Source organism: Streptomyces sp. NPDC020597, assembly GCF_044335095.1.
GTDB lineage: Bacteria > Actinomycetota > Actinomycetes > Streptomycetales > Streptomycetaceae > Streptomyces.
Window position 1 is genome coordinate 202,664 of the sequence record NZ_JBIRUL010000004.1, and the last position, 19,800, is coordinate 222,463.

The window sequence follows — 19,800 nt, forward strand, 5'->3', positions numbered from 1 at the left end:
TCGCACGTGATCAGCACCCGTATGCCCGCCCGCACATGCCGCGATCGCACTCGGCAGGCATGATCCGTAAAAGGGTGGAAAGTCGAAATACCGTACGCCACCGAGGAGGAGGAACCCGTGACCCGCATCGACAGCGTGCGCGCCGCGACCGGCTCGGCGAAGGGAAGCGTGCTGCACGCCGCGGAAGTGGTGGCGCCCTACGCCGACACGGCCAAGGAACGGGCCGCGCTCTACGCGCATGAGGCCCGTGTACGGCTCGCGCCCAAGGTGTCGCTGGCCGCCGAACAGGCCCGCGTCCAGTACGGCGCCCACGTCGCCCCGCGCCTTGAACAGGCTCTGACGCACGTCCCGCCGAAGGTCGACCTGGCCGCGCACGAAGCGGCCGTCCGCACCCGCCAGGCCGCCCGGCAGGCGGCCGACTACTCCCGGCCGAAGATCGAACAGGCGGTCGCCGCGGCCGGTCCCGTGAAGGATGAGGCCGCCGCACGCGGCACCGCCGCGCTGGCCGCCCTGCGCGGTCAGGTGACGCCGAAGGAGATCGAGAAGCTGGTGCGCAAGCACCGGCGGCGTGCCAGGGCGGGCAAGCTCGCCAAGGCACTGGCCGTGCTGGGCGCCGTCGCCGGCGGCGCGTACGCGGCCTACCGGTGGTGGGACAAGCAGGCCAACCCGGACTGGCTGGTCGAGCCCCCGGCGGCCACGGAGGTACCCGCCCCCGGCACCCCCCTGACCTCGGTGGACGGCAGCGCCGATCCGGCCGTTCTGGACCCCGAGGTCCAGGCCAAGCAGGCCGAGGAGGAAGCCGCGGACCGCGACGACCGCGGCTGAGCCGACCGCCGGCCCGCGGTCGCCCGGCGTCCGCCGACCGGCCTCGTCACCGCGCCCCAGCACAGCAGAAGACCCCTCCCATCTGCGTCACCGCAGGTAGGAGGGGTCTTTTCGTGGAGCCTAGGGGAGTCGAACCCCTGACATCTGCCATGCAAAGACAGCGCTCTACCAACTGAGCTAAGGCCCCGGAAGACGACGTCCGGCCGGATCGAACTCGTCCCGGCGGGCGCCGCAGACCAGAGTACCGGGTCACCGGGGGTATCTCGCAAAAAGATTGGGGGTCCCCGCGGATGACCACTCTCCGTAAGATGCTCGGACGTGGTTCGCTACAGCGAACCGCGGTTTCTGGGGAAGCGATGGGGAGACGCAATGGACGCCGCACAGCAGGAAGCGACCGCGAGAGCGCGGGAACTGCAGCGGAACTGGTACGGGGAGCCGCTGGGGGCGCTCTTCCGTAAGCTCATCGACGATCTTGGCCTCAACCAGGCTCGTCTCGCGGGGGTGCTGGGACTGTCCGCGCCGATGCTGTCGCAGCTGATGAGCGGTCAGCGGGCGAAGATCGGCAATCCGGCGGTGGTGCAGCGGGTGCAGCTGCTCCAGGAGTTGGCCGCACAGGTCGCGGACGGCAGCGTCAGCGCCGCCGAGGCGACCGAGCGCATGGACGAGATCAAGCGGTCGCAGGGGGGATCGGTGCTCAGCAACGTCACACAGTCCACGACCAGTTCGGGGGCGCCCACGGTCAAGCGGGTGGTCCGCGAGATCCAGTCGCTGCTGCGCTCGGTGTCCGCCGCCGGCGACATCATCGACGCCGCCGACACGCTCGCCCCGACCCACCCCGAACTGGCGGAGTTCCTCCGGGTGTACGGCGCCGGCCGCACCTCCGACGCCGTGACGCACTACCAGTCCCACCAGAGCTGAGCGCGGGCCCCGGTAGCCGAAGGGGGTTCGGCATCCGGGAGGTCGGCAGCCCGCGGGGGCGGCGGCCGGCACCGCAGGTCAGCACCTGGAACGGCGCCACGTGACGGGGGACACGGCGCGCGGGGCACGGGGGACGCGCGAGGCACGGGGGACGCGCGGGACGTACAGGTTCGTGAAGTGCACGGGGGACTTCGTGAAGTCCACGGGGGACACGCGGGACGCACGGGGTTCGTAGAGTCCACGGGGGACACGGGGGTCGTATCGCCTGTCACGGGGGTAGCAAGGGGGAGAACCCGTAGGCGCGAGGGGGAGGAGCGACGCACTGCCATGGGTGAGGTCTTCGCCGCACGGTACGAACTGGCCGACCCGATCGGCCGCGGAGGGGTGGGCGCGGTCTGGCGCGCCTGGGACCACCGCCGCCGCCGATACGTCGCCGCCAAGGTCCTCCAGCAGAGCGACGCGCACGCGCTGCTGCGCTTCGTGCGCGAGCAGGCGCTGCGGATCGACCATCCCCATGTGCTCGCGCCCGCCAGCTGGGCGGCCGACGACGACAAGGTGCTCTTCACCATGGACCTGGTGGCCGGCGGTTCGCTGGCCCACCTCGTCGGCGACTACGGGCCCCTGCCGCCGGTGTTCGTGTGCACCCTGCTCGACCAGCTGCTCTCCGGGCTCGCCGCGGTCCACGCGGAAGGCGTCGTGCACCGCGACATCAAGCCCGCCAACATCCTGCTGGAGGCCACCGGAACGGCCCGGCCGCGCCTCAGGCTCTCCGACTTCGGCATCGCGATGCGGCTGGGCGAGCCCCGGCTGACCGACACCGACCTCGTGGTGGGGACGCCGGGTTATCTCGCACCCGAGCAGATGCTGGGCGCCGACCCCGACTTCCCGGCCGACCTGTTCGCGGTCGGCCTGGTCGCGCTGTACCTGCTCGAGGGGGCCAAGCCCGACGCCAAGGCCCTGGTCGAGCACTTCGCGGACCACGGAACGCCGGGCGCGCCCAAGAACGTCCCCGAGCCCCTGTGGCAGGTCGTGGCCACCCTGCTGCAGCCGGACCCGCAGGCGCGCTTCCGTACGGCCACCGGAGCGCGCAAGGCCCTCGCGGCGGCCGCCGAACTCCTTCCGGAGCCGGGACCGGACGACGAGCTGATCGAGATCTTCGACCAACTCGGGCCGCTGCCGCAGGGGTTCGGTCCCGCCGGTCCCGCGCCCCGGTCCGACGGCTCGACCACCCGCCCGGAGGGCCCCTCGTCCCGGCCCGCCGGCCCACCGGATCCCGCCCGGCCGAACGCCGCGTCCGTGCCGTCCCGGCCGTCCACCCCGCCCGCTCAGGCGCCGCCCCGGCCCGCCACCCCTCCGCCCGGCTCCGCGCACCTTCCGGATCCCGCGCACCATCCCGATCCCGCACACCTTCCGGATCCAGGGCTCCTTCCGGATCCAGGGCTCCTTCCGGATCCGGGGCACCTCCCCGGTCCCGCTGCCGTGTCCGCCCCGACTCCCTCGCAGACTCTCTCGCCCACCCCGTCGATGTCGGACACGGGCAGCTTCCCCCTGCCGCCTCCGCAGCCCACGACCGGCTCGTTCCCCTCCGCGCAGGCGCCAGCCCAGGCGTCCGCGCAGTCCCCCGCGCCCCGTCCTCCCGGCCACACGCCGCCGACCGGCTCCCCCACGCCCTCGCACCACCAGCCCCCGTACCAGGCGTCCCAGGCGTACCAGCCGTACCGGCCCGCGTACGAGCCCACCTTCGCCCTGCCCACCCGTGAGCCGCGGGCCGACACCTCGTCGACCGCCTCGTACACCGCCCGTGACTCCCGGTCCCCGCAGCACGTCCGCCACCTGCAGCACGCACCTGCGGCGTCTGCGGCGCCGGCGCGCACCGGCCGACGGGGGCATCGTGCCGCCCGCCGGGGACGGCCGGGGCCGCCGGTGAAGGTCACGGTGCCCCTGCTGCTGCTCGCGCTGGCCTGTTACGCGGTCGGGTTCTGGGCGCTGGCCCGCATCTGAGCCGCGGCGGCCCGGCGTCGTGCGGTCAGGGTCCAGATCCCGAGCACCGAGAGCAGCAGGCTGCCGGCGCCGATGCCGCCCACCGCCACCGCCTTCATCGCGGGGTCCCCGCCCGGCGTCCCGCCGCGCGACGCGTCGACGGTGTTCGCCGTGGCCGCCGCCTGCGGCTCCGGATCCGGGGCCCCGACGTCGAAGACCCCGCGCGGCGCCGACCGCGCCGCGTAATTCGGCCCGTCCTGGGTCCGGCCGTCGACCCGGATCCGCAGGGTCAGCCCGTAGGGGCCGTCCCCGAAGCGGTCGCCCACCTGGGCCGCGAGGTGCACCGCGAGGTAGTACGCGCCGGCGAACCGCAGGGACTTGGTGGAGGTGGCGGAGGCGTATCGGTTGGCGTAGCCGACCGGCGGGAGCGGGGGCAGCGCCGTCGACTTCTGGGCGCCGCCGTACCCCACGGAGGTGTCCTTGACCTCGGCTCGCACCGGGTTGTAGAGCGTCATGTCCAGGGCATCGACCACGTAGCCGGAGTCCCTGTCGGCGCTCCCCAGATCGACCGCGGCGTACACCTGTCGGCCCCAGTCGACGGGCACCTTGTAGAAGAGGGTCTGGCCGGGGACGATCTCGTCGCTCCAGACGCCCTGGCGCACGGCGGTGGCCCCGGTGAAGCCGGCTCCGCCCCGAACGGCCACCCGCTCGGCGACGGGCAGCGCGGGCGTCGCGGAGTCCCACGCCTCGGGTGCGCTCGTGGCGGTCGCCTTCCGCAGGGCGGGCTCGGAGACGGGTGCGAGCTCCAGCTCCCAGGGCCCGTCGGCGGCCGTCTCCGTCTCCTCGCCACCGGCGCCCGAGCCGCTGCCTCTGCTGCTGCCTCTGCCGCTTCCACCGTCCCCGTCTCCGCGGACGCTGTCAGGGGCGCCGGTGCGCTCCACGACCACGTAGTACGTCCCGGCCTTCTGGCACAGCCCTCTACCGGGGAGGATCTCGCGGGCGGCCCACGCGGTGATCGGCTGCGGGCTCTTGGACGCTCCGACCGTCGCCTTGTCGCGGGAGCAGGACGCTCCGTCGGCGTTCTGCACGGAGACGCCGATGCCGTCGCCGACGGACAGGACGGCGTCCGTCCGGGGCACGGACGTGACGGCGACGTACACGTTCGACGTGCCGTCGAGTTCGAGGCGGTAGTAGGCCTTCCCCCGGCTCTCGAGAGAGCTGCGGTAGGTCGCGCCGGGCTCCAGGGCGACGGCGGCGGTGGTGCCCGTGGCCGCGGGTGCGGGGCGGACGTCGCCCGCGAAGGCGTAGGCAGGGGCGTCCGCCTTCGGTGTGGCCGGCGCGGTCGTCGCGGCCCTCGCGGTCGTCGCGGCCCTCGCGGCCGGTCCGGGCAGCGCTGCCGGGGCCGCGCACAGCACCGCTCCCACGACCGCGGCCCGCACGACGGCACGCCGCCGGGCCGTCCCGGCACTCCCACGCCCCGCACGCCGGGTCATCGACGCCGCCCCCTCCCCTTGGACCGAACGTGGGCCATCCTGCCCGGCACGCGCGCGTGGCACCCGTGTATTGCGGGCGGTCGTCCGAAAAGCCCGCCTTCGGCCGTGCGTATCCGCAGTCCGGGGGTTCCGCAACACAAGACCCCGACCGCGAGCTGCGGCCGGGGTCTGCTCAGTCTTCGGTATCGGTACTCAGGAACCCGTGGGCACGGAGTCGGTCGCCTCCGTCCACAGATCCTGCTCGGCGCGGTCCGCCTGGATCTGGCGGTACACGAGGAGCCCGCCGATGGCGGCCAGTGCGACCAGGAGAAGCTTCTTCACCGCGCTACCTCGTCTTTCCTTGGCGTAGGGGATCTCTGGCGCCCGACTATACACACCGACCGATACCGATCGGTGACCTGCGTCCGCCCCCAACTCCCGCCTTCGGCAGCGCAGTAGATGCGGATCGGACCACTCCGATCGGAGGGTGATCACATCTCCACAGAGGGTGACTTTTGACCCCTCTCGTACGCCTTGGCTGCCTTTCCTGCCTCTTTATCCGCTCTTGCACCCATCCGAGTGGTGTTCATCGGAACAACGCCACGCCACGAGCGTCGGTCCACGACTTCGCGGCCTCCATACACATCATGAGGAAAGTACGCAAATCGCCCAACCCGAAAGTGAGGGGCCATGACCGACAACCGCGTCATGAAGCTGTGGACCGCCATCGTCACCGCCTTCCTCGCGCTGTGCACGGCGCTCGGACTCATCACGACGACCGCCACGACGGCCGCGGCCGTGGCCGAGCCGGCACGCAGCGCGGAGAGCTTCGGCGCCGCACAGGAGCCGGCCCGGCCGACGGCGTCGTCGCCGACCTGGCTCTGGTCCCAGGCCCGCTCCCTGCCCCCCACGATGAAGCAGCGCATCAGCGCCGAGGCACACGGCAAGTCCCCCAGCTGCCGCCACCACGGCCTGCCGGACACGGAAGCGGCCGAGCACACGACGTCCTGCACCCCGGAGGACCCCGCCGAACCCGCCGCCCCCCAGCAGAACTGAGCCCGCACCACTCCCGACGTGACGGCGAACTTGCGTACACCGCACGAGCAGGCCCGGCAGCTCCCCAGGAGCCACCGGGCCTTCGCCGTGCCCCCACCCGCTTCCCCCCACCCGCTTCCCCGCCCCTAACGCCCCCGACGTCGGCGGCGGAATCAGCCGCAGGCGCAGCCGGCGCGCGCCGGAACCTCCTTCGCAGCGGCCTGACCAGTGCAGCAGCCGTCACCGGCGCCGTCGAGGTCGGCGCTCCTGCCGAGAGTGTCGGCGTCGGCCTTGACCACGTAGACCTCCCACGGTTCGCGGCCCGGTCCGTGTACCCACACCTTGTCCTGGAGCGCGTAGCAGCAGGAGGTGTCGTTCTCCTCGAAGGTGGCGAGGCCGGCCTCCTCGAGCCGTGCGGCGGCGGCGTCGACCTGCTCGGTGGACTCGACCTCGACGCCGAGGTGGTCCAGGCGGGTCTCCTCGCCGGGCTCGCCCTCGATGAGCACGAGCTTGAGCGGGGGCTCGGCGATGGCGAAGTTGGCGTAGCCCTCGCGCCGCTTCGCCGGTTCGGCGCCGAACAGCTTCGAGTAGAAGGCGATCGACGCTTCGAGGTCGCCGACGCGCAGGGCGAGCTGAGCACGAGACATGACGGACTCCCATCCGCTTGAATTGATGTCTATCGATACAGAGCTTGCGCCTTGGATCGAGAAACGTCAACATAGAAGTATGTCGAAGCAAGGGTGCGTGGTGAGCAACCAGGACGACGGGATCGCGGGCTGCCGCCCGGGACCGGCGGCCGCGCCCCTGGACGACGCCCGGGCGACCGACCTGGCGAAGCTCTTCAAGGCGCTGGGCGACCCGGTACGGCTGCGACTGCTGTCGATGATCGCTTCGCGGTCGGGCGGCGAGGTCTGCGTGTGCGACCTGACCCCGGCCTTCGACCTGTCCCAGCCGACGATCTCCCACCACCTCAAGCTGCTCCGGCAGGCAGGTCTGATCGACTGCGAGCGTCGCGGCACGTGGGTCTACTACCGGGCGCTTCCCGGCACACTGGACCGGTTGTCCGCCTTCCTGGCGACGACGAAGGCCGCCGAGGCGATCGCGTGAACGCACCACCCGGGCGCCGGACCTGCACCACGGCGAGAGGCCCGGCCGCCCCGCAGGCTGACACCCCGCTCCAGAAGGACACTCGAGAAGGACACCCCACCATGACCGACCAGGCCGAACGCCCATCCGTACTGTTCGTCTGCGTCCACAACGCCGGGCGCTCCCAGATGGCGGCCGCCCTCCTCACCCACTTCGCGGGCGACCGCGTCCAGGTGCGCTCCGCAGGATCCGCACCCGCCGCCACCGTGAATCCCGCCGTGGTGGAGGCCCTGACGGAAGTGGGCGTCGACATCTCGGCGGAGGTCCCCAAGATCCTCACCGTGGAAGCGGTCCAGGCGTCCGACGTCGTGATCACGATGGGCTGCGGCGACACCTGCCCGGTCTTCCCCGGCAAGCGCTACCTCGACTGGGAACTCCCGGACCCGGCCGGCCGAGGAGTCGAAGCCGTGCGCCCCATCCGCGACGAGATCGAGCGGCGCGTCCGCGGCCTGGTCGACGAGATCGCCCCGGAGGCGCGGCCATGAGCGGGGACGACCGTATCCGCATCGCCGCGATGAGCCCTGAGCACGCGAACGAGGTCCTGACGATCTACCGACTCGGCATCGACGAGGGCAACGCCACCTTCGAGACCGCCGCCCCCAGTTGGGCGGAGTTCGACGCCGCGAAGCTGCCCGGGCACCGGTTCGTCGCCCTCGACGACACCGGCCGGGTGCTGGGCTGGGTCGCGGCGGTCCCGGTCTCGGACCGGTGCGTCTATGCCGGCGTCGTCGAACACTCGGTGTACGTCGACCCCGCCGCGCGCGGCCGCGGTGTCGGAAGGGCCCTGCTCCATGAACTGATCACGTCTACGGAGGCCGCGGGCGTGTGGACGATCCAGTCGGGCGTGTTCCCCGAGAACACGGCCAGTCTCGCTCTCCACGCGCGGGCCGGGTTCCGCGTCATCGGCACCCGGGAGCGCATCGGTCGCCAACACGGCGTGTGGCGGGACGTCGTACTGATCGAGCGCCGCAGCCCGACCGCCTGATCCCCCTCGGACCGACCCGACGCCCTGGCGTCGCCACTCACGCTCTCGAGCGACGGCGGTCATCACCCTGTGACGGTGCTCGCAGGGCCGCGCGAGGACCCGCTGATCGGCCGGCCGCTGCTCTTCGCCGCCGTCGGTGTCGGTGTCAGATGGTGGCGTCAAAAAACCCCCGGTCCATCGGACCGGGGGTCTTCTCGCTGGTGGGGCTAACAGGATTTGAACCTGTGGCCTCATCCTTATCAGGGATGCGCTCTAACCAACTGAGCTATAGCCCCGCCGCGCTCTGCGGAGTGTGTCCCGCGCGCTGACTCCTGAAGATTAGCGCACGACGCGGGCAGTCCCAAAATCGATGGTCACGGAGCCTCGGCCGGGGTGCGCGGACGTCCTGACGGGCGAGATCACTCGTCCTCTGCGAGGGTCAGCTCGACGCCGCCGACGAAGCCCGCGGAGAGGTTGTAGATGAACGCGCCGAGCGTCGCGAGGGCCGTCGCGAGGACGACGTCGATGACCGCGATGATCGACGTGAACATCAGGACGTGGGGGAGCGACAGGAACGACTGGAGGTCGAAGCCGTTCGACTCGTTCGAGCCGGTCGCCTCGGAGATCGTGCCGCCGACCGTCGAGAACACGCCCATGGCGTCCATGACCATCCACAGCATGGCCGCCGCGACGATCGTGCAGATGCCCAGCGCGATGGAGAGCAGGAAGCTCACCTTCATCACCGACCACGGGTCGGCCTTCGCCACGCGCAGCCGGGCCTTGCGCACGCGGGGCGTGGTGCGGGCGCCCGTCCGCGGTCGGCGTACCGCGTCGGCCGCCGGGGGCGCCTGGGTGGGATAGGCCTGCGGCGGGTGGTAGGGCCCCGCGGGCTGCTGCGGCTGCCGTTCGCCGGGAAGCGGCGACGCCTCCTGCTTGCCCTGTGCGCCTCGGGTGTCCGTCACGGTTCCCCCCTGGGTCCCCTGAGGGCCCGTGGATCCTGCCTGAGAGGTCTGGGCGGCCCGCGCGCCGGAGGAACCCGAGGGCCCCTTGGGCGGCTGCGGGCCGGTGGAGGGCGAGTCCGCGACGGGGGCCTTGATGGCCTTCAGCTGAGTGGTGTGGGTGTCGGCCGCACGCCCCTCGGCGCCTCCCGCACCGCCCGCGCCCCGCGCGTCGGTCGTCCGCGCGTCCCCCGCCGACGCGGCGGAGCCACGGCCGCCGCCGTTCTTGCCCGTGCCGGCAGACGTACCGGCGCCCGTGGCTCCGCTCACGATGACTCTCTCCTCGTGCTACTCGGCCGAGGGCGACTCACCCTCGTCCGTGCCGGCGGTCGTGGCCGCCTCGGCGGTGTCGTCCGCGGCGATTCCGCCGTCGACCTCTTCCGCCTCGCGCCCCGCCTCGGCGTTACGGGCGATGCCGACGACGGCATCGCGCTTGCCCAGGTTGATCAGTTGGACGCCCATGGTGTCACGGCCCGTCTCCCTGATCTCGTTGACTCGCGTACGAATCACACCGCCGCCCAGCGTGATGGCGAGGATCTCGTCGGTCTCCTCGACCACCAGCGCGCCGACGAGAGACCCACGGTCCTCGACGATCTTGGCGGCCTTGATGCCGAGGCCGCCGCGACCCTGGACGCGGTACTCGTCGACGGCGGTCCGCTTCGCGTACCCGCCGTCTGTGGCAGTGAACACGAACGTACCGGGTCGAACAACATTCATCGAGAGGAGCTGGTCTCCCTCACGGAAGCTCATGCCCTTGACACCCGAGGTGGCACGGCCCATGGGCCGCAGGCTTTCGTCCGTAGCGGTGAACCTGATCGACTGTGCCTTCTTGCTGATCAGAAGCAGATCATCGTCCGCCGAGACGAGCTCGGCTCCGATCAGTTCGTCGTCGGAACCGTCCTCCGTCTCACGGAGGTTGATGGCGATGACGCCACCGGAACGCGGCGAATCGTAATCCTTCAGAGGCGTCTTCTTCACCAAGCCGCCCTTGGTGGCCAGGATCAGATAGGGCGCCACCTCGTAGGTGCGGATCGCGAGGATCTCGGCGATCGCCTCGTCCGGCTGGAAGGCCAGCAGGTTCGCGACGTGCTGACCGCGCGCGTCCCGCCCGGCGTCCGGCAGCTCGTACGCCTTCGCCCGGTAGACACGGCCCTTGTTGGTGAAGAACAGCAGCCAGTGGTGCGTGGTGGAGACGAAGAAGTGGTCGACGATGTCGTCTTCCTTGAGCTTCGCTCCCCGCACGCCCTTGCCGCCGCGCTTCTGCGCCCGGTAGTCGTCCGTCTTCGTGCGCTTGACGTATCCGCCGCGCGTCACGGTGACGACGATGTCCTCCTCGGCGATCAGGTCCTCGATGGACATGTCGCCGTCGTAGGGCACCAGCATCGTCTTGCGGTCGTCGCCGTACTTCTCGACGATCGCCGTGAGTTCGGCGCTGACAATGCCGCGCTGACGGACCGGCGAGGCGAGGATCGCGTTGTACTCGGTGATCTTCGCCTGCAGTTCGTCATGCTCCTGGATGATCTTCTGGCGCTCCAGGGCGGCCAGCCGGCGCAGCTGCATCTCGAGGATGGCGTTGGCCTGGATCTCGTCGATCTCCAGGAGCCCCATCAGGCCCGTGCGCGCCACGTCGACGGTCTCACTGCGCCGGATCAGCGCGATGACCTCGTCGATGGCGTCCAGGGCCTTCAGCAGGCCGCGCAGGATGTGCGCCCGCTCCTCGGCCTTGCGCAGCCGGAACTTCGTCCGGCGGACGACGACCTCGATCTGGTGCGCCACCCAGTGGCGGATGAACGCGTCCAGGGAGAGCGTGCGCGGAACGCCGTCGACCAGCGCCAGCATGTTGGCGCCGAAGTTCGTCTGCAGGTCCGTGTGCTTGTACAGGTTGTTCAGCACGACCTTCGCGACCGCGTCCCGCTTCAGGACGATGACGAGGCGCTGGCCCGTGCGCGAGGACGTCTCGTCGCGGACGTCCGCGATGCCGCCGATCTTGCCGTCCTTCACCAGGTCGGCGATCTTCTGCGCGAGGTTGTCGGGGTTGACCTGGTAGGGCAGCTCCGTGACCACCAGGCACTGGCGGTTCTGGATCTCCTCGACCTCGACGACCGCCCGCATGGTGATCGAGCCACGGCCCGTGCGGTACGCCTCCTCGATGCCCTTGCGGCCCACCACAAGGGCGCCGGTCGGGAAGTCGGGGCCCTTGATGCGCTCCATCAGCGCGTCCAGGAGCTCCTCGTGGGAGGCCTCCGGGTTCTCCAGGCACCACTGCGCGCCGGCCGCCACCTCGCGCAGGTTGTGCGAGGGGATGTTGGTCGCCATGCCGACCGCGATGCCCGCCGAACCGTTGATCAGCAGGTTCGGGAAGCGCGCCGGCAGAACGGTCGGCTCCTGGGAGCGGCCGTCGTAGTTGTCCGTGAAGTCGACGGTCTCCTCGTCGATGTCACGGACCATCTCCATCGACAGCGGCGCCATCTTGCACTCGGTGTACCGCATGGCCGCCGCCGGGTCGTTGCCCGGCGAGCCGAAGTTGCCGTTGGAGTCCACCAGCGGCATGCGCATCGACCACGGCTGCGCGAGGCGCACCAGCGCGTCGTAGATCGAACTGTCGCCGTGCGGGTGGTAGTTGCCCATGACGTCGCCGACCACGCGGGCGCACTTGTAGAAGCCGCGCTCGGGCCGGTAGCCGCCGTCGTACATGGCGTACAGGACGCGGCGGTGGACGGGCTTGAGGCCGTCGCGGACGTCCGGCAGCGCACGCGAGACGATGACGGACATCGCGTAGTCGAGGTACGAGCGCTGCATCTCCGTCTCGAGCCCGACGGGCTCGATGCGCATCACGATGCCGCCCTCTTCAGGGCTGACGGGGGTGTTCTCGTCGGTCATTGCTGGGGGGAATCCTTTCTGACGCGGTCAGCTGAGACCGACTCAGATGTCGAGGAAGCGGACGTCCTTGGCGTTGCGCTGGATGAAGGCGCGGCGCGCCTCGACGTCCTCGCCCATGAGGACCGAGAAGAGGTCGTCGGCCTGGGCGGCGTCGTCGAGGGTGACCTGGCCGAGGACGCGGTGCTCCTGGTCCATCGTCGTGACGCGCAGCTCCTCGGCGTTCATCTCGCCGAGACCCTTGAAGCGCTGGATGGAGTCCTCGCGCACCCGCTTGCCGCGCTGACGGCCCATCTCGAGCAGCGCGTCGCGCTCACGGTCGGAGTACGCGTACTCGATGTCGTCGCGACCCCACTTGATCTTGTAGAGCGGCGGACGGGAGAGGTACACGTGCCCGGCCTCGACCAGCGGCCGCATGAAGCGGAACAGGAAGGTCAGCAGCAGCGTGCTGATGTGCTGGCCGTCGACGTCGGCGTCCGCCATCAGGATGATCTTGTGATAGCGCAGCTTCTCGATGTCGAAGTCCTCGTGCACACCCGTGCCGAAGGCGGAGATCAGCGCCTGGATCTCCTGGTTCTGCAGGATCTTGTCGATCCGCGCCTTCTCGACGTTGAGGATCTTGCCGCGGATCGGGAGGATCGCCTGGTACTGCGGGTTGCGGCCGGACTTGGCCGAGCCGCCGGCCGAGTCGCCCTCGACGATGAAGATCTCGCACTTGGTGGGGTCGTTGGACTGGCAGTCGGAGAGCTTGCCCGGCAGGGACGCCGACTCCAGCAGACCCTTGCGGCGGGTCAGGTCGCGGGCCTTGCGGGCCGCCACGCGCGCGGTGGCCGCCTGGATGCCCTTGCGGACGATGTCCGCCGCCTCGACCGGGTTGCGGTCCAGCCAGTCGTTGAGGTGCTCGTAGACCGCCTTCTGCACGAAGGTCTTGGCCTCCGTGTTGCCCAGCTTGGTCTTGGTCTGCCCCTCGAACTGCGGCTCGCTCAGCTTGACCGAGATGATCGCCGTCAGACCCTCGCGGATGTCGTCGCCCGTGAGGTTGTCGTCCTTCTCGCGCAGCAGCTTCTTGTCGCGCGCGTACTTGTTGACCAGGTTGGTCAGCGCCGCGCGGAAGCCCTCCTCGTGCGTGCCGCCCTCATGCGTGTGGATGATGTTGGCGAAGGAGTACACGCCCTCGCTGTAGCCGCTGTTCCACTGCATGGCGACCTCGAGGGACAGGCTCTTCTCCCTGTCCTCCGCCTCCAGGTCGATGATCGTCGGGTGAACCGCCTCGCCCTTGCGGGAGTTGAGGTACCTCACGAAGTCGACGATGCCGCCCTCGTAGTGGTACGTGACGGTCTTGACCTCGTCCTTCTCGTCCGCACCCGCCTCGTCCGCCCCGGCGGTGGCCTTCGCCGACTCGCGCTCGTCGGTGAGCTTGATCGTCAGGCCCTTGTTGAGGAACGCCATCTCCTGGAAGCGCCGCGACAGCGTCTCGAAGGAGTACTCGGTGGTCTCGAAGATGTCGGCGTCCGCCCAGAAGGTGACCGACGTGCCGGTCTCCTCGATGGCCTCGTGCTTGGCCAGCGGCGCCGTGGGCACGCCCATCTTGTAGTCCTGCGTCCAGCGGTGGCCGTCGGTCCGGACCTCGACGGCGACCTTGCTGGACAGGGCGTTGACGACGGAGACGCCGACGCCGTGCAGCCCGCCGGAGACCGCGTAGCCGCCGCCGCCGAACTTGCCGCCCGCGTGCAGCACGGTCAGCACGACCTCGAGGGCCGGCTTGCCCTCGGAGGCCACGATGCCCACCGGGATGCCTCGGCCGTTGTCGGTGACCCGCACGCCGCCGTCGGCGAGGATCGTCACGTCGATGGTGTCCGCGTGGCCGGCCAGGGCCTCGTCGACCGAGTTGTCGACGACCTCGTACACCAGGTGATGCAGACCGCGCTCGCCGGTCGAGCCGATGTACATACCGGGTCGCTTGCGGACCGCGTCCAGACCCTCGAGGACGGTGATGGCGCTGGCGTCGTACGAGGCGGTGACCTCGTGGCCCGAGGCGTTCGCCTCGCTGTTCACGCCGGCGTCGGTGGACGGGATGTTCTCGTTGGGGTTGCCGGAATCGGCCACGAAGCGCCCTTTCTGGCACAGCACTAGCCAGGCTCTGGGGACCCCTCCGGGGAGGGTTGCCGGAGCGGCTGCGGCATGTTGCGTTGGTCAGCCTTGATCAGCGTTGCTCGACTTCTCCCGGGCGGTCCCCACGTTCGGGGCGGGATTGGCTTCCAGTCTACCGGTAGCACTGACACTGATGGGGGTTTGCCGGTACCTGAGTCCGCATGTGCCGCCCTCAACCGGCGTCTTCCGGGTCCCGATATACGGAAGGGGGCTCCAAGAGGCTCACAGCGGCACTCAGCGCTTTCGGGTGTCAACCCTTGGCTACTTGGGAGTCAGGTCACCGCGCGCACCCGTGCGCGGGCGCGCGAAACGAAGGCCGGGCGGTCGGGAAGGGACCGCCCGGCCCAGTCAAGACGTGATGCACCTCACCCGTAGGTGTCGCCCGGGCCGGTGCTTCCGGGGGCCCTCAGAGGCCCGTAGCGGCGTACGGGGCCGCCCGGGCCCAGCACCTTGATCAACCGCACCGCGCCGTGCCCCAGATCCTCGTTGAGACGCGCGACCAGCGTCGGAGCGAGCAGCCGCAGGTTCGTCGCCCAGGCCGTCGAGTCGCAGCGCACGATCAGCGTCCGCTCCTCGTCGTCGTACCTCTCCGGCACACAGTGCTTCGCCACGTCCTCGCCGACGATCTGCGGCCAACGGCCCATCACACCGCCCACGGCGGCCGGCGCCTCCCAACCGCGCTCGTTGAGCAGCCGGTTGATCGCGGCGCCCAGCGCCATCGGGTCGCGGCCGTCCGCGCGCGCCCCCGAGCGCAGCCCCGCCCCGCGCCGGGCCTGCTTCTTCTGCTGCGCCGCGTCCCCGCGCGCGCGTGCCTGCTCACGGGCCGCCCTGAGCGCCACGCGCGCGAGGTCGACGCCGGACGGCTCGGGCACCCGCTTCGGGGCGGGCTGGTCGGCGGAGCCGGCGGCGCTCATACGCGCTCCACCGTCCCTTCGGACACCGTGTACCGCGCCCCGGCGAGCACATGGGGCACGTCGTCGTCGACCGCGGCCGTCACCAGCACCTGCTCGCCGGGCGCGACCAGCTCCGCCAGCCGCTCGCGTCTGCGGGCGTCCAGTTCGGCGAAGACGTCGTCCAGGACCAGGACCGGCTCGTTGCCCTCCGCCCGCAGCAGGTCGTACGAGGCCAGCCGCAGCGCCAGCGCGTACGACCAGGACTCGCCGTGCGAGGCGTACCCCTTGGCGGGCAGCTGACCGAGCTTGAGCAGGAGATCGTCCCGGTGCGGCCCGACGAGGGTGACGCCCCGCTCGATCTCCTGCTTGCGGGCCTGCGCGAGGGCGGCCGTCAGCTGCTCGTAGAGGTCGTCACGGGTGTGCGCCTCGCCCGGCGCGGAGGGCTTGTACTCCAGGGCCACGGGTCCGCCGCCGGGCGCGAGCTGCTCGTACGCCTTGTCGGCGAGCGGCTGGAGGGCGGCGACCAGATCGAGCCGCCGGGCGAGCAGCTCGGCGCCCACGCGCGCGAGGTGCTGGTCCCACACGTCGAGCGTCGACAGGTCCAGGGAACGGCCGCCGTGCCGGCGCGCGAGCGCGGCGGACTTCAACAGCGTGTTGCGCTGCTTGAGCACCCGCTCGTAGTCCGAGCGCACCCCGGCCATCCGCGGGGAGCGCGCGGTGATCAGCTCGTCGAGGAAGCGGCGCCGCTCGCCGGGGTCGCCCTTCACCAGCGCGAGATCCTCGGGCGCGAACAGCACGGTCCGTACGATGCCCAGCACGTCACGAGGTCTGACCTGCGACGACCTGTTGATCCTGGCCCGGTTGGCCTTGCCCGGGTTCAGCTCCAGCTCGATCAGCTGCTGCCGCTCGCCCTGGGTCACCCGGGCCCGGACGATCGCACGGTCGGCGCCCATGCGGACCAGCGGCGCGTCCGAGGAGACCCGGTGGCTGCCGAGGGTGGCGAGGTAGCCGACGGCCTCGACGAGGTTCGTCTTGCCCTGCCCGTTGGGGCCCACGAAAGCGGTGACGCCCGGGTCTAGCGGGACTTCGACCCGGGCGTACGAGCGGAAGTCGGCCAGCGACAGATGCGTGACGTGCATGGTCGTTCGCCGACCTCCCCCAGGGTTGTGGATCGCGGGGCGACCCTGTGGATTACTTCTTCTCGACGGCGTGGCCGCCGAACTGGTTGCGCAGCGCGGCGATCATCTTCATCTGCGGCGAGTCGTCCTGCCGGGAGGCGAACCGCGCGAACAGCGAGGCCGTGATCGCGGGCAGCGGCACGGCGTTGTCGATGGCCGCCTCGACCGTCCACCGGCCCTCGCCGGAGTCCTGGGCGAAACCGCGCAGCTTGTCCAGGTGCTCGTCCTCGTCGAGGGCGTTGACGGCCAGGTCCAGCAGCCAGGACCGGATGACCGTGCCCTCCTGCCAGGACCGGAAGACCTCGCGGACGTCCGTGACCGAGTCGACCTTCTCCAGCAGCTCCCAGCCCTCGGCGTAGGCCTGCATCATGGCGTACTCGATGCCGTTGTGGACCATCTTGGCGAAGTGGCCGGCACCGACCTTGCCGGCGTGCACCGCGCCGAAGTCGCCCTCGGGCTTGAGCGCGTCGAAGACCGGCTGCACCTTGGCGACGTTCTCCGCGTCGCCGCCGTACATCAGCGCGTAGCCGTTCTCCAGGCCCCAGACGCCGCCGGAGACACCGCAGTCGACGAACCCGATGCCCTTGGCGGCGAGCTCCTCGGCGTGCTTCTCGTCGTCCGTCCAGCGGGAGTTGCCGCCGTCCACCACCACGTCGCCGGGCTCCAGCAGCTCGGCGAGCTCGTCGACGGTCGACTGGGTGGCGGCGCCTGCCGGAACCATCACCCAGACCACCCGCGGGCCCTTGAGCTTGCCCACCAGCTCTTCGAGGCTGTGGACGTCGGCGAGGTCCGGGTTGCGGTCGAATCCGACGACGGTGTGGCCGGCGCGGCGGATCCGCTCGCGCATGTTGCCGCCCATCTTGCCGAGGCCGACGAGACCGAGCTCCATCAGTTGTTCCTTAGGTCGCTGTGTGGCGTGTGGGGCACCTCGTGCCCCGGTCCGAGCCTAAACCCGGACCCTCACGCACACCTGTGGGCATACGCGCTCAGACGTACCACCCATCTCGCCGCTCACCTGCGGCTTCGTCCACAGACCGGGGTCGTTCGGCCACAGCCTGTGGACGACCTGGGGCGACCGGGCCGCCGACCGCTCAGCCGCTCAGCCGCACCGGCATGATCAGGTACTTGTAGGCGTCGTCCGCCTCCGCGTCCAGTGCCGGCTTGCCGCTGAGCAGCGCGGGCTTGGTGGACGTCGTGAAGGAGAGCTGGGCCACCGGGGAGTCGATGGCGCTCAGGCCGTCCAGCAGGAAGGTCGGGTTGAAGGCGATCGAGATGTCGTCGCCCTCCAACTGGGCGTCGACCCTTTCCACAGCCTGTGCGTCATCGCTGGAACCGGCCTCCAGGATCAGCACGCCCTGCTCGAAGCTGAGCCGCACCGGGGTGTTGCGCTCGGCGACCAGGGCCACGCGCTTGACGGCCTCCACGAAGGGGGCGGTCTCGATCACCGCGACGGAGTTGAACTCCGTCGGGAACAGCGTGCGGTACTTCGGCAGGTCGCCCTCCAGGAGACGCGTCGTCGTACGACGGCCCGCGCCCTCGAAGCCGATCAGGCCCTCGCCCGAACCGCCGCCGGACAGCGCCAGGGTGACGCTGTCGCCGCTCGTGAGCGCCTTGGCGGTGTCCAGCAGCGTCTTGGCGGGCACCAGGGCGACCGCGGAGGCCTCGGGGTTCTCCGGCTTCCACAGGAACTCGCGGACGGCGAAGCGGTAGCGGTCGGTGGAGGCCAGCGTGACGGTGTCGCCCTCGATCTCGATGCGCACGCCGGTCAGCACCGGCAGGGTGTCGTCGCGCCCGGCGGCGATGGCGACCTGGGCGGCCGCGGCGGCGAAGACCTCGCCGGGGACCGTGCCCGTCGCGTTCGGCATCTGCGGCAGCGAGGGGTACTCCTCCACCGGCAGCGTGTGCAGGGTGAACCGCGAGGAACCGCAGACCACCGTCGCCCGTACACCGTCTGTGGAGATCTCCACCGGGCGGTTGGGCAGGGCCCGGCAGATGTCGGCGAGGAGCCGGCCGGAGACGAGGACCGTGCCCTCCTCCTCGGTCTCGGCGTCCACCGAGACCCGGGCGGAGACCTCGTAGTCGAAGCTGGACAGGCTCAGCTGCCCGTCCTCCGCCTTCAGCAGCAGGCCGGCGAGGACCGGCGCCGGCGGGCGGGCCGGGAGGCTGCGCGCCGCCCAGGCCACGGCCTCCGCGAGTACGTCGCGTTCCACCCGGATCTTCACTCTTGCCGCCTCCTGCTGTTGCCGGCGCTTCTCGCCCTGCCTGGCTTGCGTCGCTGTCTCGGTGTGATCGGCCCCGGTGCGGGGCAGGACCACCGGGGACCAGTCTGACGCACCGCACTGACAGTAGGTGCCCCTCGGGGTCAAGTCGTGACGAGGGGCAGCCGGGCACCGAGGAGCGAGTTGTGCACAGGACCCCCTTCTAAACGGATTTCTCGCTCTCTCTAGTCGGGAGTAGTAGTAGGGGCTGTGGATACGGTGGATAACTGCGTTTTCGCAGCTCAGAGGCGATATTTTGTCCACCGACCCTGTGGGTGGAGCCGGTGGACAACCGGGGCCTTCTGTGGAGAACAGAAAGTTCTGCACACACCGTGCACAGGGAGGGCCGAGTTCTCCCCAGCGCCGTCCCCAGGTTCGGCGCCGTTTCCCACAGGGCACTCCGGCACCTTCGTGTGACGCCTTTCACTCGCCCCGGTGAGAACGCGCGCCGCGTTGCCGAACAGTGGACAGACATGTGGAGAAGCCGAAGATCGCTGGGGACAACCGGCCCAGGCCTGTGGGCGGCCGGTGGACAACTCCGTGCACAGGCTGTGGATCATTTTTTTGTCCACAGCCTGTGGACATCCTTCGTCCACGAATCCACAACCAGGTGACCTGGTGAGATCCTCCCGCACCCCGTCGGCCTGTGGACACAGTCTGGACAACTTCCCGGTCCCCAGGGTGTGGACGGGAGAAAGTCGCCGAATCTGTGGAGGGAAGCCGTAACCCCGGCCCTTATTCGAACAGCGGGTGAGCGCTGTACGGCCGGCGTACGACGGGCGGATGTGCCGTGAGGGACCGCGGAGGGGTCTCAAGGGCGCGGTCAAGGGGTCGCGAGGGCGCGGCGGAGGGGTCGCGAGGGGCCGCGGACGATCGCCGAACGGCCGCCCGGGCGTCCGTGGAGGGCCGGGCCGGGGAGCCCCGCACGACCCGCAGAACGACGAGAAGCGCCCCCAAAGGCCTCCGGGGGCGCTTCTCGTCCAGCGCACGGCGGTGCTCCACGACGCGGGGGCGGGGGGGGGGGGGGCGCGCCCGCCGCCCCCCCCCCCCCCCCCCCCGCCCGGGGTTTTGGGGTGGGGCAGACGGGGCCCCGGGGGGGTGGTGT

Annotated in this window: 17 protein-coding genes and 2 tRNA genes; 7 read left to right on the plus strand and 12 right to left on the minus strand. The window is 70.8% G+C overall.

Annotation, left to right across the window (positions count from 1 at the left end):
* Window positions 1–117: 117 nt before the first annotated feature.
* Window positions 118–825, plus strand: a complete 708-nt coding sequence (locus ACH4ZA_RS09500; RefSeq protein ID WP_319276802.1) for a DUF5324 family protein — start codon at window positions 118–120, stop codon at window positions 823–825.
* 114 nt (window positions 826–939) lie between these two features.
* Here the strand turns inward: ACH4ZA_RS09500 and ACH4ZA_RS09505 are convergent.
* Window positions 940–1,012 (minus strand) — tRNA-Ala (locus ACH4ZA_RS09505).
* A 182-nt stretch (window positions 1,013–1,194) separates the two neighbouring features.
* Here ACH4ZA_RS09505 and ACH4ZA_RS09510 point away from each other — a divergent pair.
* Window positions 1,195–1,743, plus strand: coding sequence for a DNA-binding protein (locus ACH4ZA_RS09510; protein WP_319276804.1), 549 nt, complete (start codon window positions 1,195–1,197; stop codon window positions 1,741–1,743).
* Window positions 1,744–2,070: 327 nt separating this feature from the next.
* On the plus strand, window positions 2,071–3,744 hold the full coding sequence (locus tag ACH4ZA_RS09515) for a protein kinase (RefSeq protein WP_398428715.1): 1,674 nt from the start codon (window positions 2,071–2,073) through the stop codon (window positions 3,742–3,744).
* Here the strand turns inward: ACH4ZA_RS09515 and ACH4ZA_RS09520 are convergent.
* Together ACH4ZA_RS09520 and ACH4ZA_RS09525 are read right to left on the minus strand one after the other, a co-directional pair.
* On the minus strand, window positions 3,708–5,216 hold the full coding sequence (locus ACH4ZA_RS09520) for a hypothetical protein (protein WP_398428717.1): 1,509 nt from the start codon (window positions 5,214–5,216) through the stop codon (window positions 3,708–3,710). The two genes, ACH4ZA_RS09515 and ACH4ZA_RS09520, sit on opposite strands and share 37 nt — an antisense overlap.
* 192 nt (window positions 5,217–5,408) lie before the next feature.
* Window positions 5,409–5,537, minus strand: a complete 129-nt coding sequence (locus ACH4ZA_RS09525; RefSeq protein ID WP_003999697.1) for a DLW-39 family protein — start codon at window positions 5,535–5,537, stop codon at window positions 5,409–5,411.
* 348 nt (window positions 5,538–5,885) lie between these two features.
* Between ACH4ZA_RS09525 and ACH4ZA_RS09530 the strand changes: the two genes are divergently transcribed.
* Window positions 5,886–6,251 (plus strand): DUF6344 domain-containing protein, encoded by a 366-nt coding sequence (locus ACH4ZA_RS09530; protein ID WP_319276807.1) that lies wholly within the window; start codon window positions 5,886–5,888, stop codon window positions 6,249–6,251.
* Between the two features lie 152 nt (window positions 6,252–6,403).
* Here ACH4ZA_RS09530 and ACH4ZA_RS09535 read toward each other — a convergent pair whose 3' ends face one another.
* On the minus strand, window positions 6,404–6,877 hold the full coding sequence (locus ACH4ZA_RS09535; RefSeq protein ID WP_398428719.1) for an ArsI/CadI family heavy metal resistance metalloenzyme: 474 nt from the start codon (window positions 6,875–6,877) through the stop codon (window positions 6,404–6,406).
* A gap of 79 nt (window positions 6,878–6,956) precedes the next feature.
* Between ACH4ZA_RS09535 and ACH4ZA_RS09540 the strand changes: the two genes are divergently transcribed.
* The 3 genes from ACH4ZA_RS09540 to ACH4ZA_RS09550 all read left to right on the plus strand — a co-directional run bounded on the left by ACH4ZA_RS09540 (window position 6,957) and on the right by ACH4ZA_RS09550 (window position 8,361).
* Window positions 6,957–7,337 (plus strand): ArsR/SmtB family transcription factor, encoded by a 381-nt coding sequence (locus ACH4ZA_RS09540; protein ID WP_398428721.1) that lies wholly within the window; start codon window positions 6,957–6,959, stop codon window positions 7,335–7,337.
* 101 nt (window positions 7,338–7,438) lie between these two features.
* On the plus strand, window positions 7,439–7,861 hold the full coding sequence (locus ACH4ZA_RS09545; protein ID WP_319276812.1) for an arsenate reductase ArsC: 423 nt from the start codon (window positions 7,439–7,441) through the stop codon (window positions 7,859–7,861).
* On the plus strand, window positions 7,858–8,361 hold the full coding sequence (locus tag ACH4ZA_RS09550; protein ID WP_319276813.1) for a GNAT family N-acetyltransferase: 504 nt from the start codon (window positions 7,858–7,860) through the stop codon (window positions 8,359–8,361). The genes ACH4ZA_RS09545 and ACH4ZA_RS09550 overlap by 4 nt, the downstream gene beginning before the upstream one ends.
* A gap of 198 nt (window positions 8,362–8,559) precedes the next feature.
* Here ACH4ZA_RS09550 and ACH4ZA_RS09555 read toward each other — a convergent pair.
* The 8 genes from ACH4ZA_RS09555 to dnaN all read right to left on the minus strand — a co-directional run bounded on the left by ACH4ZA_RS09555 (window position 8,560) and on the right by dnaN (window position 18,659).
* Window positions 8,560–8,636: transfer RNA gene (locus ACH4ZA_RS09555), tRNA-Ile, on the minus strand.
* A gap of 123 nt (window positions 8,637–8,759) precedes the next feature.
* The gene (locus tag ACH4ZA_RS09560; protein WP_319276841.1) at window positions 8,760–9,608 is read right to left on the minus strand and encodes a DUF3566 domain-containing protein; all 849 of its coding nucleotides are present in this window, start codon (window positions 9,606–9,608) and stop codon (window positions 8,760–8,762) included.
* A gap of 18 nt (window positions 9,609–9,626) precedes the next feature.
* Window positions 9,627–12,218 carry a DNA gyrase subunit A gene (gene gyrA, locus ACH4ZA_RS09565; RefSeq protein ID WP_319276842.1) on the minus strand — a complete coding sequence of 864 codons (2,592 nt, stop codon included), beginning with the start codon at window positions 12,216–12,218 and terminating at the stop codon, window positions 9,627–9,629.
* Window positions 12,219–12,260: 42 nt separating this feature from the next.
* Window positions 12,261–14,321, minus strand: a complete 2,061-nt coding sequence (gene gyrB, locus ACH4ZA_RS09570) for a DNA topoisomerase (ATP-hydrolyzing) subunit B (protein ID WP_319276844.1) — start codon at window positions 14,319–14,321, stop codon at window positions 12,261–12,263.
* 410 nt (window positions 14,322–14,731) lie between these two features.
* On the minus strand, window positions 14,732–15,280 hold the full coding sequence (locus ACH4ZA_RS09575) for a DUF721 domain-containing protein (protein ID WP_398428724.1): 549 nt from the start codon (window positions 15,278–15,280) through the stop codon (window positions 14,732–14,734).
* Entirely contained in the window at window positions 15,277–16,398 is a 1,122-nt protein-coding gene (gene recF / locus ACH4ZA_RS09580) for a DNA replication/repair protein RecF (RefSeq protein WP_398428726.1), read from the minus strand. The genes ACH4ZA_RS09575 and recF overlap by 4 nt, the downstream gene beginning before the upstream one ends.
* Window positions 16,399–16,450: 52 nt before the next feature.
* Window positions 16,451–17,326 carry a phosphogluconate dehydrogenase (NAD(+)-dependent, decarboxylating) gene (gene gnd, locus ACH4ZA_RS09585; RefSeq protein WP_319276849.1) on the minus strand — a complete coding sequence of 292 codons (876 nt, stop codon included), beginning with the start codon at window positions 17,324–17,326 and terminating at the stop codon, window positions 16,451–16,453.
* Window positions 17,327–17,528: 202 nt separating this feature from the next.
* Window positions 17,529–18,659, minus strand: a complete 1,131-nt coding sequence (gene dnaN, locus ACH4ZA_RS09590; RefSeq protein ID WP_319276851.1) for a DNA polymerase III subunit beta — start codon at window positions 18,657–18,659, stop codon at window positions 17,529–17,531.
* Between the last annotated feature and the right edge of the window lie 1,141 nt (window positions 18,660–19,800).